This is a genomic window from Paenibacillus xylanilyticus (assembly GCF_009664365.1).
Classification (GTDB): Bacteria; Bacillota; Bacilli; order Paenibacillales; family Paenibacillaceae; genus Paenibacillus; species Paenibacillus xylanilyticus_A.
In genome coordinates, this window is the sequence record NZ_CP044310.1 from 4,925,979 (window position 1) to 4,943,101 (window position 17,123).

The window sequence follows — 17,123 nt, forward strand, 5'->3', positions numbered from 1 at the left end:
GGATTAAAATGTTTCTTTTCACTAGGAGTGTATACTAGATGCACTTAATCTCCGGATAAATTCCATATCGAAACAATATAATTCGTTGTTTATTAAAACTAGGTAAACCAAGAACAGAAGAGTCCAAAAATTCCTTTCGAAATAATAACCAAAAAATCCACGTCATTGAGATGGACGTGGATTTAAGTATGGGATCTCGTTTGGGAACTTAAAGCAACTCGTTCCCTTCCGTGCCAAAGTCTATTTCATCGTGTCGTTTATCCTCATTCATTTTAGAGAGCAGAGTCTTTAGATGGGAACGCAGTTCCTCATTGGAATTGGTCAGTTTGTTTTTTGGGCGCAACAACAATTCATTATCTGCCGTCACTAAAATCTCAATTTCCGAACTTTCCTCCAGATTAAGACGTTTAAGTACTTGGTTAGGAATACAAATTGCAATACTATTTCCCCATTTCCTAAGTATGGCTGTAGTCATGGCAATCTCATACCTTTCGTTTGATAGTTGCTCCAATTATACCTCACCCTGAAATATTTTCTTAAAAACCAAAAAAATGCATTTATCCGTCCGTAAAATGAAAAATTTATCCGTCTACGGCTAGCTAAAATAATAGCATCATATATCTCAGAATCAATAAATAAAAGAACCCCCGTTTAACTCGATCGAGGATTCCTATGCCATCTCACATAATTAAATTAAATAGAATAATTACTAAATCAGTTCCTGCTTCCGTTTCAGATATACAAACAGCACCACGCCCGACGCCGCACAGATCACAGCGCACAAACCGATAAACCCATACCCCGCCTGCAGACCGCGGAGCAGGCCCAACGGAGTAGCTGCACCATATGCGTTCTTCACGCCTTCAATAACCCAGCCAATCGCATAGTTACCAATGACGCTGCCCACCCCCATCAGCGTAACCGCAAACGTAATGGCGGTGTCGCTTCCGTTAGGATACCTTTTCGCAATAAATGCCATTACGGTTGGATAGATCATCGCAATACCTGCACCGGACACGGCAAACAGGAACGCCAGCCCCTCACCGCCCGCGATGGCTGCGAACGTACAGATAGCGGAGAAAGCCGAGAAAACAATCAATGAAAGTACAAAACCAATCCGGTCCGTAAGCGGACCGAGCAGCAGCCGCCCGAGCGAGAAGCTGAGGAAAAATGCAGACAGCATCCCCGAAGCCTTCACGGTGTCCCAGGTATACGCCTTTTCCAGGAAGTTTACAAGCCAGCCGCCTACGGCCAGTTCGGATACCACGCCAAAAGAAAGAATCAGCACCATCATCCAGATGGCCGGATCACGTGTCAGCATTTTAAGGGAAACCCGGTCTTCATGCGGAAGATCATCTCCCGGAAACGAACTAAGCATTGCCGCAATAATAGGCAGTAGGCAGAGGGACAACATCGCCAGATACATGCCGCGCCAGTCCAGTTCATGCCCAAACACCGTCAGTGACATGACACCCGTTGCCAGCAGCGGAGCTACGGTTGAACTCAGACCATAGAAGAAATGGGACAGGTTCATCATTGTGCCTGTATTTTTCACAAAGATCCGAGCACCCAGAATCGCCAGCGCAATCTCCAGCATGCCATTACCGATGTACATGAAGAAATAAGATGAAGCAAAGAGCGGATATGTATGGGATAAATAAATGAACACACCCGAGAGAATCATGGAGGCAAAGGAGATGATGCTAACTGCCTTGATGCCCCATTTGCGGACAAGAATGGCCGTAAACGAACAAGCGATCAGATACCCCAATGCGTTCAGGGATAACAACGTTCCGAGCTGCTTCTCGTCCAGATTGAAGTCGAATTGAATGCGTGGAATCGCCGGGCCTTTAATATTTTCCGATATGCCAAACACAATAAAACCAATAAAGATGGTCGCCAGCTGCATGGCGTACATCTTATTAAACTTCTTTTTACTTGCTTGCTGCTCCAAAATGAGTACCTCCTGTTGTATAAGACAAATAACGATTCGTCACATATGATCTACCACTTTTTCTCAATTAACTGGATGCGGTAGGTTAAGCTCTCCAACGTGACAGCCACCAGGCCGGTAACATATTCACGTCGTGTGTCATTCTGAATCATGACTTGTGGCATGTGCTCCTGCGGAATGGTTTGCAGGCAACCCTGGATTAGATCGTGCTTCATGCCAGCGTCCATCGTGTCCCCTGTGATGACGATTGCTGCGGGGTTAATAATGACAATGATGGATACCAGCGTTTTGACCACAAGCTGATGCAGTCCCTCCGGAGTTTGCAGCATCCGAAGCTGTTCTTCGGATGACACCCCAAAAGGCAGGTAAGATACCTCGCCGCTAAAATGCGTGTTCCCTTTCAACGGGTGACCATCAATGATGAAACCTGCCCCGGGATAATGATTTTTCGGAAAAGTGACCACCGCAAAGTTCTTCTCTTCCTCAAAATGCTGCTCGTTGTACAGTCCGTACACCGTCAGATTCATGTCGTTATCAATAGTGACTTCAACGTCTTCGAATCGCTCCTTGAGCTTCGGCCCCAGCGGCTGACCTGCCAGACCTGGCACATCGCATATGCCTATCATTCCGTTGTGGGCCACCCCCGGTATACCAATCCCGATCGCCTGCACATTGTTGTACTTTTCAATCAAAGCTGCAATCAGATCCTCTACCGTAGCCATGGTAATCTCATCGAAAATAAGCGTCTGCTCATCCTGTATCTCGCCATTCAGATTAGCCTGAAGATGCGTGATCGAGTGAACACCGCCCTCTGTTCGAATAAACACGCATAGTACGCTGGCAAAGTCTGCATTGAATTGGTATCTGCTCGCAGGTCTCCCCCCGCTAGATTCATCCGGGCCCAGATCAATAATTTCTCCAGTCTGCAGCAGCTCGTTCAGAATCGTGCCGCAGGTCGCCACACTGAGTTTTGTCAGGTTCGCAATGGAAGACTTCGTTCCCACGCCCGTTGATCTAAGCGTGTTCTTCACCAGCTCCACATTAATTCGCTTCACCTGTTGTGTATTGTGTGATGTAGGCTGCATTTTGAGTTTTACGCCTCCTTTCCAGTAGATTGACGCCATTTACTGAATGTTTTTAAAAGTGTTTTAATAATTGAAGTTTAGGGGCACACATAGGGAAAGTCAATGCTTAATTGAAAGCAGGAACAGTGCTGGTGAAAACATAAAGGGACAGTTCAAGATCACTGTAAATGATCCTAGGCTGTCCCTTATTAACGTTTTATTTTTTGTAGACTGGCTCATTCGGTTCGCTAAGATGCTCTTCTCCAGTTGTGGTTTGAATAACTTTCTCTTCAGTTCTTATTCCAGTGTATAGAGTGAGTTGGAAGCGTATTAAAAAATTAACCTTTCTATGTTGCTATTTCGAATCACCACTCCTTATTAAAGAGAGGGTAAAATAAACCAAAAATATCTAATATACGTAATACCGAAAAGATATAAGACATCTTAACTTATTAATTCGTTATGAAATAATATCTTGTCATAATAATCTGTAAAACTCATAACTTAATTATTTACTAGCTCTCTCTTAACATTGAATTGTAGAGTGTTTTTACCGTACTTTTGAAATTTATATCTAATATATCGAGATATATGATCTTCATGAGTAGAAAGTATTATTTGTTTGTCAGGGAACTCATTCCTTAATAATTCCGTTAACGAAGCCATATTCAATTCATCCATTGTTTGCACAGGATCATCAATAAGAATTAAGCCAAGTCCTTTATTACCGTAAATTTTATTCAGTGCTAGAGTAAAAGAAATTACAAGTGAAGATACTTGACCAGAACTAAAATAATTAATTGCGTCATGTTCACTCATGTCATCTGACACAAATTTAATATTTTTTGCCTCACCTGATTCAGCCTCTTTTATGAAGACTCCTAAACCTTTTTGATAATATTGAATAATTTTCCCACTATAAATATAAAAAGGGATTTCTATATCTTTCATTATGCGATTCCAATGTTGCTTTATTCCTTTATCGTATTCATCAATGATATCAGATAGATTATTATTTTTATCTTCTAAGGCAGAACTTTTTCTCTCTAAAGAAGAAATATTAATTTCTATTTTTTTCAATTCATTAGTATTCCCTGTAAAATATATGTGTTCAATATAATTTATTTTTTCCTGAACTTGTTCTTGAGTTACCAGTCTTACTCTCTCAGGAGATTCTGAGAAATTTTCTTTGTAAATGCTAAGGAATTCATTAAATTTACTACCACCTGCATCATATATTTCATCAATGTGAATTCTTTCAAATGATATCATTTGAATTACATGATCGGTACGTGTAACCAAATCTTCAGGTATCTCGCGCTCTTTTTGGAAATATTTATTTACATCAATTCTTTTACTTTGACACCATTCAACAAATTTAGTAATTCTATTTTTAATTTTATTCGCATTCGATATCTCTTCAAAGAACTTGTTATCGATTCTATGAGTAGGATTCTGTAAGTAATCATTTACGTAGTTAATTATTTTTTGAAAGAAATTCTCATAAAGTTGCTTAGTTGTTTCTTCAACTCGCTTTGTAGAAACATCATAAAATTTAGAGAAATCTGCTTTTTTATCCTCAATAGCCCTTATTAGAATGTCCTGTTCTTCCCAATTTTGCCCACATAAAGGACAGATGCTATCTATTATGTGTGTGTGGCTTTGAGTTAACTTTACAAATTTCTCTATAAGTTGATTACGTGAGTCATTTAATTCTTTAATTAAAGTAGATAAATTTCCGGCAATTTTCTGATCAGTAGTTATCTGAATGATTAGAGTATTTATTTCACCAAAATAATTGTCTATTGGGAAGTTAACCTCTTTTAAAATATCAAAATTTAATAAGGACGGATTCTTTAGAAATGTTTCTGGTGAGAGCTTTAACAGAAGTTCATTCAGTTTTTCTTCAGTTTGCTTAATAGCCTTAATTTCTTCAAACTCATTGATGTGTAATCCCGTCAAAATAGCTGACCTAATTATAGAGTTATTATCACTAGAAACGGCAAAATCAATTTGCGAATTGTGTTTGGCGTTTAGGAAATCTTGAAACATAGTTATAAACTCATACATTAACCGTAACTCTTTCAAGATTATATCGCGGGATTCTCTCGTGTTAATTATTGGTAATTCAATATCCCACGGTTTAGGGATTTCAAGATGAGGTAATAGCGGATGAAACGCTGTATATCTCACACTGTCTTTGTCGAAAGTTTGTAACTCATTTATCAAATAATTATATCTGTTTCTCGCTTCTGTTAAACTCTTGGAAACTTTAGTTGAAACTTGTCTTAACTTTGATTTCAATTTAATCAAGCTTCGCTTCGTATCTTCTTCTTGTTTCGTGTCAAACAGTTGCCCTACCTCTTCCATCCTCTCCTTTGATTTTCTTTTTAAAAAATGAGTATTTTCTTCTTGCTGAATATAATAGAACAGATTATAGAATCGAGGTAAATCAGTTGTATTAAAAAGTTCTGATATTCTGTCTTGATTAATTTCTTCGTACTCCTCTTCGGGAGAGTCAAAAGATGATAGTAGAAATGTTTCAAACTTAAAAAAGTCCTCAGTACGAAATCTATGTAGTTTATTGTTAGCTTTCAATCGTTTAAGTAATGTAAATTGTTTTTCATTTGAACCAAATTCTATTTTAATGATGCAATCACGTTTTGTATTTTTCCTGAGCAAATCGACTCCAAATGTTGACCTTCCGTCATCAGATCGAATACGCTGAATTGTTCCTGTAAGCATTAATTCTATTGCATCAAAAAGGGTTGTTTTACCAAAACCATTGGGTCCATCTAGCATGATAAGATTGTAATCCTGTAAATCGATTTCAAGATTGAAATTGTCAATTAGTTTAAAATTTTGAATTGATATTTTCTTGAGAAACAAATCATTCATTATTAACTTCCCCCAACCATTCATTTAACAATTCATTTTCTTCTTCATCATTACAATTTTCAAGTTTTCCAATTAGATTTAGAGCGCTGTTTCTGACAGAATACAGTTCTAACTGTTTCAAACGATTGTCGATCCTCATTGATAAATTATCCAATTCCTCTTCTTCTCCTCGATACTGTAAGAACGGCAGTTTAATAAAAAGTCGTGTTGTTAAATGAAAAGCAGTTGATTCCACTGGGTGCTTTTTGAAATCATAGAACTTCTCTTTATCATTAAGTAAACTATACAAACCTTTAGTAATTCCTTTTGCTCTATGATGCTCATTAAACTCCTGCAGTTCTGCGTCCGCATATGGTAAAACTAATTTTCTAAAATGATAAGGATCTTCTTCCACTTCAAATATACTCCTGTTAAGCTTCTCATTATAAGTAAAAGCAGCTCTTTTTAAACAGATAATCAGAGTGGAATTTTTATCCATTCTTCTGTCATAACCAGTAGGTAGTCGCTTTAGCTCCACAAAGTATTGATTCATTAATTCATTCAGATTTTCAAAATTCACATCTTCATTTTCAAATAATACTAGGAAAAATCCTAACTTTGATGAATCTAATTTAACAGCCATAAATCCGGACTTTTCTTCTAAAAATTCTGGTTCAACTACATTGAATTTATGTTCAATGAATAAATCCTTCAAAAAATGTATCATTACTCAAGCTCCTTTCTTGCTTGAGGGAAGTTAATCATTCTTATCCGTTTTATTTTCATAAATTTATCATCCTCTGATTCGTTATCACTCTCGAGTTCTTCATTTGAGATATGAGTATATTTATATGCTGCTTCTTCTAAAGATTGCATTGGTATATGTGAGGAAATCATTACATCTATCTCATGCAAATCTTCAATATCTGAGTTCATCATTATATCTTTAGCTATTCGGCTAACTTGTTTTTCATCTAGCAACTCATCATCGATTAATGATGTAGGCCTTTCATGCAACGTAGTAGGCAAATATACTAAATTTAGGCCGTTCTCATCTTTTCTCAAAAAAACCGACTGATCATTATGGAGCGGCTCTCTAAAAACATAGAGTGCTTTAAGTAAAGGGTCCCGTATTCCTTGAAATGGAATAAGACCATGAAAGGTTCTAAGATTTATTTCGCTCGCTTGAACATGAGGTGTCCATTTTTTACATAACTTTAAAAATGCATTATCATCTACTGATCTTACATCATCATAAAATGTCTTAACTCTTTGAAAAGCAATAGAGCTAGCTTCATTTTGATTATCATATAAAAATTGTTCACAAACAGAACAGTATAACTCTCGTAAGACATATGTATAATATTGTTTACTAGATTCCTCAAAATTACAATTTAGAGCTTCATAAATGTCACTAAATGGAATTCTTCTATTGTCCTTGGTAACTTTACCTTCTTGCAAAAATTTATGCCTTTCAGAAACATGGTTATCAAGTATAGAAAGCAAAAAATAATAAAGACGATTATAATGTTCTTCGCTTCTAGATATCCCCCTCTCCTTATAATATCTGGATAATTGAAAAATAATTCGATTTTTAATTTCTGTAAGATTACAATGATTTAAATCTTGATCATATGTAAACAAATCAAATTTTTCAAAAACTGATTCATAAAGATCATTGTCTATAACATATTGATAATACTCATTTGGATTCAATTGATTTTCAGAACCAGTTGCTGTAGGGGCAGTGAGGTTTTTGTATCTTTCTCTTAGAGTTGTTTTATCAGGAAGTTTCTCAGTAGTATGCAAATAAGCTTTGTCGATATGAGATTTTATTGCAAGTTTACCTAAAAGAGTCCATACAGCATCTTTATATTCGCTTGGGGCAGTAGAATTAAAAGTTTTAACTTGATGTATTGATACTTCCTTATCATTATAAATTACTGTAAAATCCTCTAAGTGCTCTAATTCCAATTCGAATTTTTTTACATTTTCATTTACTAAACTTTTGTCATTTATTATTTTTAGCACAGTGTAAATAGCCGTTTTACCTTGATAAGAGTAACCATTCCAACTATTTGTTGCATCATGATTTAGAGACTTCATAGTTTATCATCCTTATGACATATTCTTCAGTACAAACGTCACTTTATAATTAATTTTAAAGACTATTCGACAGAATAACAGATAAATCCTTCTAGTCCACATATTTATACAATTATATTGCATTCAAAAATGTATCATAACTCCCATTGACAAACCCACAAAATAAGAATAACCTAATAACGAATCACTCATTCATTATTAAGGAGTCGTTCTCAATGGTACAAGCCAAGAAAGACGAAGTCAGGAAAGAAATTGAATACGCGGCGCTCAAGGTGTTCTACGAGAAAGGCTTTGTGGATGCCAAAATGAGCGACATTGCGAATGAAATCAATATTTCGGTAGGCAATATCTACACGTATTTCAAAAACAAAAAGGATCTGTTCTACGCGGTCGTTCCGCCCGATCTGGTGGATTACCTGAAAAAAGTGCTGGTCGATACCATTCACTTCGATAACCAGAACCTGTTCGAGGCGGAAACGGACAGCGATAGGAAATCGGCACTGTTACAGGAACAGGTTGATGTATTGCGCAAATACCGGAACCAGATCATCATCATTTTCGAAAAGAACAAAGGAACGATCTACACCAACGCCAAGAACGAGCTCGTCGAGACCATGATCGAAACCAAGAAAGCCTATCTCAAAAAGCAGTACAAGCATTATGAGATTGGAATGGAAGAACACCTGATCTTGCTCGATATCCTCGCGCACAATGTGATCGACATGAACCTGGATTTGTTAAAACGGGACATGAGCGAGGACAGCCGCAAGCAGATTTTTGAAGCATTATATGTATACCGGTTATACGGCATGAAGAGTTTGAGCGAATAAGCTATACGCCTAGCTGGCACAGCGTGCAGACCAGGTCAATAACAACAAACGTACTTGGTCCGCACGCAAAAAAATGCCTAATCCAACCCACATATTTTTTTGACTTAAAAATGAATTAATAATTCAATTTTGAATTCGATGCTCATTTCAAGGAGGAACACCCAATGACGAACACAGCTTATGCATTAAAGAACTGCCATCTGATTCATGGAGACCTTAATCGCGATCTGGAGAAAAATATGACCGTCCTGGTCAATGAGCAAGGGCTGATTCAGGGGATTGGAAAATCAAGTGAACTGGCCATTCCGAGCCACTATGAGGTTATCGACCTATCGGGAAAATATGTGATGCCTGGCTTGATCAACGCTCACGTCCATCTCTTTGCGGATGGTAAGCCCTTCAGCCTGTCGGTCAGCGAAGGCATGCTGCAATTCGCCTATGATCGAATCCTGAACACGAAATTCGGCAAAAACATTCTGAAAAAAAGAATGAAACGCAATGCGCTGACCGCACTGCACGCGGGCGTAACCACGATGCGCAGTGTCGGCGAATTCTTCTATACCGATGTGAAATTGCGGGATGAAATTAATAACGGTGAATTCGTTGGCCCTAATCTGCTTGTCTCCGGATTTTTCCTAAGTGTGACGGGAGGTCATGGTGCTCCTTTTCTGGCTCTGGTCGGGGATTCCCCTTGGGAAGCACGCAGGAATGTACGCATCAATGTGAAGAACGGCGTGGATCTCATCAAAATCTGCGTAACTGGCGGCGTTACGGATGCCAAAATGGTCGGCGAAGCTGGCCGTTTGCAGATGACGGTAGAGGAAGTTACCGCGATCTGCGAGGAAGCCCACAAAATCGGGTTGCGGGTGGCAGCTCACGTGGAAAGCACGGAGGGTGTCAGAGTCGCATTAAAAGGCGGCGTGGATACCATAGAGCACGGCTCCGAGATGGATGACGAGATTATCAGCTTGTTCAAAAACAATCCGAATGCCCTGAATGGCTATACTGCGCTTATTCCTACCTTTCTGGCTGCTTATCCCTCTGCTCTGCTCGATACCAGCGTAACGAAGGTGAGTGCAACCGTGAAAGAAAACGCCAGACTCGTGTATACATCCATGTTAAAAGGTGTGAAGCAGGCCATCGACAACGGCATTACCATCGGTCTTGGCACCGATGCCGCCATGTCGTATGTGACTCACTATGACATGTGGAGAGAGATGGACTACTATATCAACCAGACTAACCTTAGCAACAGACACCTGATCGATATGGTGACCCGAACCAACGCGAAGATCCTCGGCATTGAAGACGTTACAGGTACGGTCGATATTGGAAAACAGGCAGATCTGATCGTGCTGGACCAAAGCCCGTTGGAAAATATTGAAGCACTATCCGATGTACGTATGGTCATGGTCAAAGGAAATCTAATTCAATCACCATCTGTGACGAGAATACAGCAAGTAGACGATGTTCTAAACTCGGTTTGGTGAATTCAGGAGTGAAATCATGTTCGGAATATTAGTCAATTGCTTTTCCATTGTATTCGGAAGTACTCTTGGAGCGATCACCAAAAAATTTGTCAATGACGGATATAAAGCCATCCTGTATCAAGTTATTGGGATCAGTGCTATCATCATCGGCATTAGCACTACCATCAACAGCATCTCTACGAGCCAGTATCAGGTGATGTTTGTTATCTTTCTCACGATAGGCGGGATTATCGGTCAACTTATTAATTTCGATCAGATCTTGTCCAGGATCATGACCCGCTTCTCATCCAATGGACTGAATGAAGGATTGACGGTTGCGATCTCCTTATTATGCTTAGGGTCGATACCGATTCTCGGTCCGCTGCAAAGTGCACTGCAGGGAGATAACACCTTTTTACAGATCAATACCATTTTCTCCGGCATAACGGCCTTAATTCTGGCTTCCTCCTTCGGCTTTGGCATCATGTTTTCAGCAATTATTTTATTTGTCATTGAGGCGCTGGTCTTCTTCTCGGCTGATTTTATCTCCGCATACATGACGGCCAACATCATTAACGAAATCACGCTGATTGGCGGTATTCTGGCGCTCTGTACCGGATTGAACGTCCTGAAGATTACGGAGATCAAAGTTTTGAATCTGCTGCCAGCCTTATTTATTCCGATATTGGTGCTATAAAAAGAAAAAGATTCAATCAACTAAATAAAGAGGAGCGCCACTTCCAGGCACTCCTCTCTTTGTTTTTTGAGCTGTACTTTTCCTTATCCTTTACAGGTACATCGCAAGCAGCAATTTGTAAATCATGGCTGTCGCTTCCGCACGGGTAGTCACATTCTCCGCGCGAACCGTATTGTCCGTATACCCATTAATAATATTGGCTTGCACAACTGCATCCATGGCTTCCTGTGCCCAAGCTGGCGTTTGTGCTGCATCGGTGAAGCTTGGTTTAGCAATCTCACCGTTCGTTCCTGCCTGCACATCACTCAGCTTCAACGCTTTTGCCATCATCACAGCCATCTCCGCACGAGTAATGGTGCGATCCGGCTTGAATGCATTATCACCATAGCCTGTCACTATACCGGCTTGTACGGCAGCTGCAATCTCAGACTTCGCCCATCCAGGTAGAGCTTCCTCATCAGCAAAAGAAGTCGTGGACGCTACCGTTTGAAGAGCCAATGCTTTGCTAAGCAATGTGACAAACTCAGCTCTTGTGATCTCCTTAGACGGTTGGAATGTTCCATCTGCATACCCTTGGATGACATTCATGCCCATCAGTCGATCCGCATAATCAGATGCCCAGTGTCCATTAAGATCCGTCAGGTTCACGGGTGTATAACTGGACACTACAAAGGTACCCAGGTGATTCACCTTCGCCGTGATGATTCCAGCAGCATTCGTTTCCCCGCCAACAAATACCCAGCTCTGACGAGCTTCGTTAAAATAATAGATTGCTGGCTTCGTTCCACTTAGCAAACCTGCCGGATCATAATTCAGGCTCAACTCAGCCGAATGGTTCAACGTCCGTCCGCCCGTGCGGCTAATCTGTACCGCTTGACCCAGCACGTTCAGCGAAGCTGCATACTGCAGTTTGTCCTGTGCAATCACGGACAGCTGCAAGGTATCTTTTTCCCCAACGGCTCCAGCCGGAGCGTTGAATTCTACCACGTTTTTAATCCCCGTCTGTACTGGCTGATTCGCTTCCACTTCAACCTTCACTTCAGTGGATGAATCTGGTTCTGTTTCCGGAGTGGATGGTGTTGTAGGAACGGTTGGGGTTGTCGGTACGCTTGGCGTGCTTCCTCCGGTATTGCCACCGGAACTGCCTCCATTACCCCCGCCTGATCCACCGCCATTGTTCGAACCGGCTTGTACCGTAATGGTACGTGTGACTTCTGCTGCTGCATTGCCAGCGATATCTTTTACGTTATAACGAATCGTATAGATTCCGGCTGCTTGCGTGTTCACGGTGCCATCCATCTGTACGGAACCGCTGATACCCACATTGTCGGATGCCAATGCTCCAGGCTCAGTGTAGGTATCCCCCACGTTCAATGTCATCTGACTGCTGCCTTGCAGCGTAATGACCGGAATTTCACGGTCAATTTTGATCATCACAGGTAAAGTATACTCACTGTTCAGATCGTCTGTAGCTCGGAACAACAGGCTGTGTTCTCCAGGCTCGGCAATCTCCAGAGGTGTATTCGAGGTATAAGGATCATACGTTTGACCTCCATCACGGGACAGCTCGATGGTCGCCGAAGTCGCCGGTGCATAAACCGCGCTGGTTACACTTACGTATACAGACTGTTTCGTCCATGTATCCGTATGATACGGCTGGCCGTCTGTGGTCGTCATATTGCTTTTCAAAATCAGAACCTGATTATTCGTGCCCTCTACGATGACAGTAAAAACTTTCGTTTGAGTTTCGCTGCCGCGTTGTACCGTTGCCGTCAGTTCCAATCGTTCATTGTTATCCGGTTGTGTCAGCAGCTTGCCTTGATTATCAATCAATGCCGGATTGGAACTGGACCAAGTGATCGTTGCTCCATGCTTCCCTTCAACAGGAAGAGTGAGGTCGGAAGTGACCGCGTTCAGGTCCCCCAGATCAATCGCTTGGAGCGTATCATTTACCGCCTGCACATCACTATAAGGTGCCGCATTCACGAAGATCGGATTGGAGTAGAACCACAGATCCCTATAGTTGCTATCATTGATTTGGTTGAAACGTGTTTCTGCATCCGCAGTTGTGTTCTTCGGATCCAGCTGTGGTTCGCCATTCACCGTCTCGCCTGGAACGTTCATATCCAGATTCGTGCCGCGCAGGCGGAAATACTGGTCTTGTTCCGTCGCTTTGATCTTATATGTGATGACATTGTAGCCTTCGGCATCTGTCGTCCAATCGTCCGATGTGAAGGTAGCCAGCACGCGGGTGGTATCGTTGGTATCCTTGTTATATGCGGCTGTACCCTTCTCGGCCTTGCCTGTCACAACTCCTGCAATCAGGTCAACGTGATCCACCACAGGTACCTGTTCAGCGGATGTACCGCTGTTGATTGGTGTTTCATAATTGTTGCTGGTCGTCGGACTCTTGAAACGGATCTTCAGCTCTACCTCATCGCCTTGAGTCACGTTCAGATCCTCACCCATTTCAGCCTGAGCGCCTGCTCCGGATGCGGTGAAATCCAGGGCGTTAATCAGATCACCAAATACGGAAAAGGATTTTCCTGAACGAAGGCCTTCCAGCACGGCCTGCATTCCGCTGCCCTCAATCCACGCGTATGTCTTGGCATATTCCCCAGGGAAATAACCACTGGAATTCGTGCCAATCGTCTTGAAATGGTAATCCGAGTTACCATAGTTCCAGAAGTGGCGACCTTCTCCAAGCAGTGCGTCCCACAGTCCGCCCACTATGGCTACCATGTAGTCTACACCGCCATATGTACGGTATTTGTACCCATCGTCTGCCGTTGGATTAGACACGTTGTAGGTTGTGTTATACCCGCCGCGATCCGGTTCCATCTGGTTACCCAGCATGCCTTCGATACCGAATACCACTTGTGGTGCCAGATCGTTGAAATCGCGGAAGTCCGCAATTGTATATTTATTTTTGCCACGAGAAGGATGGTTGATCATCGCATAGCTCGTTGTTGGATAGTTGGTTTTTAGCCATTCAATGGCAGTAAGCGCATCCTGATGTGTCGTATAGGCACGTCCACCTTCCTGTTCCCAGGCCACTACATCCGCCGGATCAAACAGACTCGCATCGCGATTGGTAAAACGATATTCGAATTCTTTGGCAGCTTCCAGCGCTTCGGTCGAATTCGGCTCATCGGTGAGAATGCCCACACCAACGTGTTCATGCGTCGGCATGTCCCATTCGAAGCCGGAGAAGATCGTTTTGCCTGCATATTTGCCCTGCTCCTGTAGTGCCTTGATCTGTGGAACCTGATATTCATTCATCCCCACGGACATCGGAATGGACCCACCCGGAATTTCATTTCCGTTGTGATCCCGCTTGGATAACCGCAAATGATCCGTCAGCGCGATCCAGTCCAGCCCATATTGCGTCAAACCCGCGTCCAGGACGTTCTCCAGCGAATTCTGCGCATCATCTGATTCAAATGTATGTACGTGCAAATCCCCCGTTTGCCATGAGCCTGCATCCGTGCTGCTGACTGGTGTATTATCTCCCGCGGCTGCATAGGTAATTGCCGCAGGAAACGCTCCCATGACCATCCCTGTAGCCAGGGGTATCAGCGTAAGCATCGCTAGCATTTTCTTTCCTTTTTTGTTGAACAACCTGATCCCTCCACCCGTTCTGTGTTGTTGTGACGGGAGTAAATATATGAGACTTTGAGGGCAGGGTCAACGTGTTGAAAGCGCCTATTAAAAATTTTACATAGAGCTGCATTCGTTTACGTTCTATTAAAGCTTTCTTTTGCTGTATGCATATCATGCTTTCCTCTCTAAATCTCTCATTTCATCAGTCGGAATTGATAAAATCAGGCCGATCTTGCCCTTTGCAACGTTCAAAATTTGTTCACCATTCAGGAAACTTTCACCACTCTTGTGGATGACAGGAAGAGGTCTGTGAGGATTCCGTGATAGAGGCGGCCAAGCTGAAGAATTATGTAAAAATCGTACTGTGAACAGTATTCTAAATACTGTAATACTTACGATCCATTGCAGAGATATTTAAGCGCTCTACATCCCACGGCTACTCGGTTATGTTCTCTCTTGACTTGAATTTTACATCTTGGATTACGTAAAAAGATTGTGAATGGGGTGTTAATTTCAATGACAAATCTACTACATATATGACTCCTTGTATTATGGATATTCATATATATATCACTTTAATTTCTAATTTCTTCATGAACTGAATAATAAAATAAAAAGGGACTGGCGAATCCATCAATGCAATACTTGTGAACCCGCCAGCTTCTAGCATTACTCCCTAATCTTCATTGCTCTATCCATTTATAACTCCGCAAACACCTTATCAAAGCCTGCTTTCGACTTGGCAAACAGCTCGCTTGAATCAAGTGTTGATGCAGGTGCCAGAACTTCCTGGGCTACAGGGCCCGTGTAACCAATGGCTTTCAGATTTTTCAGGAAACCCGTTAGATCAATGACTCCCTCGCCTGGATACAGGCGCTCATTATCAAGCAATTCTTCAATCGGCAGATCAGAGGCATCATTGATATGAACGTGAACAATCTGTTCCTTTTTCAATTGCAGCACCTCTTCCATACGCAAACCAAGCGTATGCCAATGATAGGAATCCACCAGCAAGCCTACATTGGGAGCATGAATGGTCTCGATCCAGTCCAAGGTGTCCTCCACACTCCAAATAAACGGATTCTTCCACTGGGTCCGCAAATGATGGGGGCCGACAAACTCCAGCCCTAGCCGGATACCGTAAGCACCCAGGATATCTGCGCAGAGCTTCAGCCATCTGGTAGCTGCCGCCATGAAGGATGCTGCAGGCTGATCGGTCGAGGGCAGAACATAAGTGCAGCAAGTGAAGCAATTCAGCGAAGCAGAGGCTTCAGCCATTTCAACCAGAGATTTGAGCCCTGCACGAAACTGCTCTTCCGAGCCTCTCCAGTCCACGGTTAAATCCGATGAACCGATGATCACCTGATTATGTTCCAATAGCTGTGCAGCTTGTTCCTTCCCGTACTGTTGAACCAATGAGAGCGGATTCAAATCTACGGATTGGAAGCCATATTTGGCTGCACTCGTAATATATTGTTCGTCAGACTCGATCTTCCCCAAACCCGCTTTCGTTAATCCTCTAATCATCCCAATCTCCTCCTGTGACTTGTCTAATAGGCAACGACTGCTGCACCCTCTCAAGCTCCAATTCAGGGTATAAATTCATAATAACAGCCACGCCCAAAAAAGAAACCAGTATGTTCCATTTCTTTTATGGCGCAAACCCTCAAACCCTACGCAACCCTTTCCCGAAATCAGCGTAATAGAAAAAAGTGGAAAGGTAGGTGATACGATGACGAAATGGCTTAAGAAAATCCAGTCCCCCACCATTATTTTCTTTTCATGCCTTTTGGTACTGTCTGTGATCGTTGGCTTCCTATCCAAGCCTTATTTCACAGAACATATATTCTATGCAGATACTAACAAGTATTTATTGGATCGCCAAGAAGAAAACCAGTTGATATATAAGAGTAGAACGGCTGATTCCATTCAGGTGCTAGTGGAGCAGCAGAAGCGCACCGTGTTCATCGACGATCAGAAATATATCATTACAGAACTCAGTTCCAAACCTCATGCAAAATATAGCGTGTTATACCCCAAAGGAGACACGTATGAGGTTCAGGACCATGGCGGTATATTAAGAAGTTTTGATGAAGAAGGCAATATCATAACTTCCATCGCTTTTTACGTTAACAACCAGAGAATACTTAGCGAGGACGAAGAGCAATTTTCACCGGATACAATCGTGACTGCTGCTTACCCGATATACCATCACACGCAAGGTGAGCCTGTCTACCTTTTTCTCGCACTCGGCGGACTGATATTTGGATGGTGCAGCTTCTACTACCGGAGGTTTCAGGATATCCTCTTCCTCATCTCCCTTCGCTGGATTTGGGTGAACGACCCCGAACCTAGCGACTTTTATTACTTGATGACCAGTATTGGCGGCATTGTTGTCATGATGGGATCCGTTTGGATTTCCTTCAAAGCATTCTGAACCAAACAGATTTGTATACAAAAAAGCGGTAACGATGTTGAAGATACGTCATTACCGCTCTTTTTTTATCCACCTATTAACAGGAC

12 protein-coding genes are annotated in these 17,123 nt (G+C 42.0%); 4 read left to right on the forward strand and 8 right to left on the reverse strand.

The genetic code is table 11. The annotated features are described in order from the left end of the window. Positions 1–208 precede the first annotated feature (208 nt). The 6 genes from F4V51_RS21885 to F4V51_RS21910 form a co-directional block, all read right to left on the reverse strand. Positions 209–511, reverse strand: a complete 303-nt coding sequence (locus F4V51_RS21885; RefSeq protein WP_153979617.1) for an AbrB/MazE/SpoVT family DNA-binding domain-containing protein — start codon at positions 509–511, stop codon at positions 209–211. A gap of 198 nt (positions 512–709) precedes the next feature. Next, positions 710–1,918 carry an MFS transporter gene (locus F4V51_RS21890; protein ID WP_153980809.1) on the reverse strand — a complete coding sequence of 403 codons (1,209 nt, stop codon included), beginning with the start codon at positions 1,916–1,918 and terminating at the stop codon, positions 710–712. A gap of 86 nt (positions 1,919–2,004) precedes the next feature. Then, positions 2,005–3,039, reverse strand: a complete 1,035-nt coding sequence (locus F4V51_RS21895) for an ROK family protein (protein WP_153979618.1) — start codon at positions 3,037–3,039, stop codon at positions 2,005–2,007. A 483-nt stretch (positions 3,040–3,522) separates the two neighbouring features. Continuing rightward, positions 3,523–5,916 carry an AAA family ATPase gene (locus F4V51_RS21900; protein WP_162009969.1) on the reverse strand — a complete coding sequence of 798 codons (2,394 nt, stop codon included), beginning with the start codon at positions 5,914–5,916 and terminating at the stop codon, positions 3,523–3,525. After that, positions 5,909–6,622, reverse strand: coding sequence for an ABC-three component system middle component 1 (locus F4V51_RS21905; protein ID WP_153979620.1), 714 nt, complete (start codon positions 6,620–6,622; stop codon positions 5,909–5,911). The genes F4V51_RS21900 and F4V51_RS21905 overlap by 8 nt, the downstream gene beginning before the upstream one ends. Beyond that, complete coding sequence (locus F4V51_RS21910; protein WP_153979621.1) at positions 6,622–8,001, reverse strand: ABC-three component system protein; 1,380 nt, start codon at positions 7,999–8,001, stop codon at positions 6,622–6,624. The genes F4V51_RS21905 and F4V51_RS21910 overlap by 1 nt, the downstream gene beginning before the upstream one ends. Before the next feature lie 215 nt (positions 8,002–8,216). On the opposite strand from F4V51_RS21910, the gene F4V51_RS21915 reads away from it, so the two are divergent. The 3 genes from F4V51_RS21915 (at position 8,217) to F4V51_RS21925 (ending at position 10,997) form a co-directional block, all read left to right on the forward strand. Beyond that, a complete protein-coding gene (locus tag F4V51_RS21915) occupies positions 8,217–8,831 on the forward strand; it encodes a TetR/AcrR family transcriptional regulator (RefSeq protein ID WP_153979622.1) in 615 nt (204 codons plus the stop codon). A 164-nt stretch (positions 8,832–8,995) separates the two neighbouring features. Beyond that, the gene (locus F4V51_RS21920) at positions 8,996–10,321 is read left to right on the forward strand and encodes an amidohydrolase family protein (RefSeq protein ID WP_153979623.1); all 1,326 of its coding nucleotides are present in this window, start codon (positions 8,996–8,998) and stop codon (positions 10,319–10,321) included. Between the two features lie 16 nt (positions 10,322–10,337). Next, positions 10,338–10,997 carry a DUF554 family protein gene (locus tag F4V51_RS21925; RefSeq protein WP_153979624.1) on the forward strand — a complete coding sequence of 220 codons (660 nt, stop codon included), beginning with the start codon at positions 10,338–10,340 and terminating at the stop codon, positions 10,995–10,997. Between the two features lie 90 nt (positions 10,998–11,087). Here F4V51_RS21925 and F4V51_RS21930 read toward each other — a convergent pair whose 3' ends face one another. Both F4V51_RS21930 and F4V51_RS21935 read right to left on the reverse strand, forming a co-directional pair. After that, positions 11,088–14,618: an S-layer homology domain-containing protein gene (locus tag F4V51_RS21930; protein ID WP_153979625.1), complete on the reverse strand. Its 3,531-nt coding sequence runs from the start codon at positions 14,616–14,618 to the stop codon at positions 11,088–11,090. A gap of 681 nt (positions 14,619–15,299) precedes the next feature. Continuing rightward, a complete protein-coding gene (locus F4V51_RS21935; RefSeq protein ID WP_153979626.1) occupies positions 15,300–16,127 on the reverse strand; it encodes a sugar phosphate isomerase/epimerase family protein in 828 nt (275 codons plus the stop codon). A gap of 205 nt (positions 16,128–16,332) precedes the next feature. On the opposite strand from F4V51_RS21935, the gene F4V51_RS21940 reads away from it, so the two are divergent. Next, positions 16,333–17,037 (forward strand): DUF6199 family natural product biosynthesis protein, encoded by a 705-nt coding sequence (locus F4V51_RS21940; RefSeq protein WP_153979627.1) that lies wholly within the window; start codon positions 16,333–16,335, stop codon positions 17,035–17,037. Positions 17,038–17,123: the final 86 nt, after the last annotated feature.

Coding starts and splice junctions, on each gene's coding strand:
- F4V51_RS21890 (WP_153980809.1), bottom strand. CDS start 1,918: ATGTACGCCATGCAGCTGGCGACCATCTTTATTGGTTTTATTGTGTTT.
- F4V51_RS21895 (WP_153979618.1), bottom strand. CDS start 3,039: ATGCAGCCTACATCACACAATACACAACAGGTGAAGCGAATTAATGTG.
- F4V51_RS21900 (WP_162009969.1), bottom strand. CDS start 5,916: ATGAATGATTTGTTTCTCAAGAAAATATCAATTCAAAATTTTAAACTA.
- F4V51_RS21905 (WP_153979620.1), bottom strand. CDS start 6,622: ATGATACATTTTTTGAAGGATTTATTCATTGAACATAAATTCAATGTA.
- F4V51_RS21910 (WP_153979621.1), bottom strand. CDS start 8,001: ATGAAGTCTCTAAATCATGATGCAACAAATAGTTGGAATGGTTACTCT.
- F4V51_RS21915 (WP_153979622.1), top strand. CDS start 8,217: ATGGTACAAGCCAAGAAAGACGAAGTCAGGAAAGAAATTGAATACGCG.
- F4V51_RS21920 (WP_153979623.1), top strand. CDS start 8,996: ATGACGAACACAGCTTATGCATTAAAGAACTGCCATCTGATTCATGGA.
- F4V51_RS21925 (WP_153979624.1), top strand. CDS start 10,338: ATGTTCGGAATATTAGTCAATTGCTTTTCCATTGTATTCGGAAGTACT.
- F4V51_RS21935 (WP_153979626.1), bottom strand. CDS start 16,127: ATGATTAGAGGATTAACGAAAGCGGGTTTGGGGAAGATCGAGTCTGAC.
- F4V51_RS21940 (WP_153979627.1), top strand. CDS start 16,333: ATGACGAAATGGCTTAAGAAAATCCAGTCCCCCACCATTATTTTCTTT.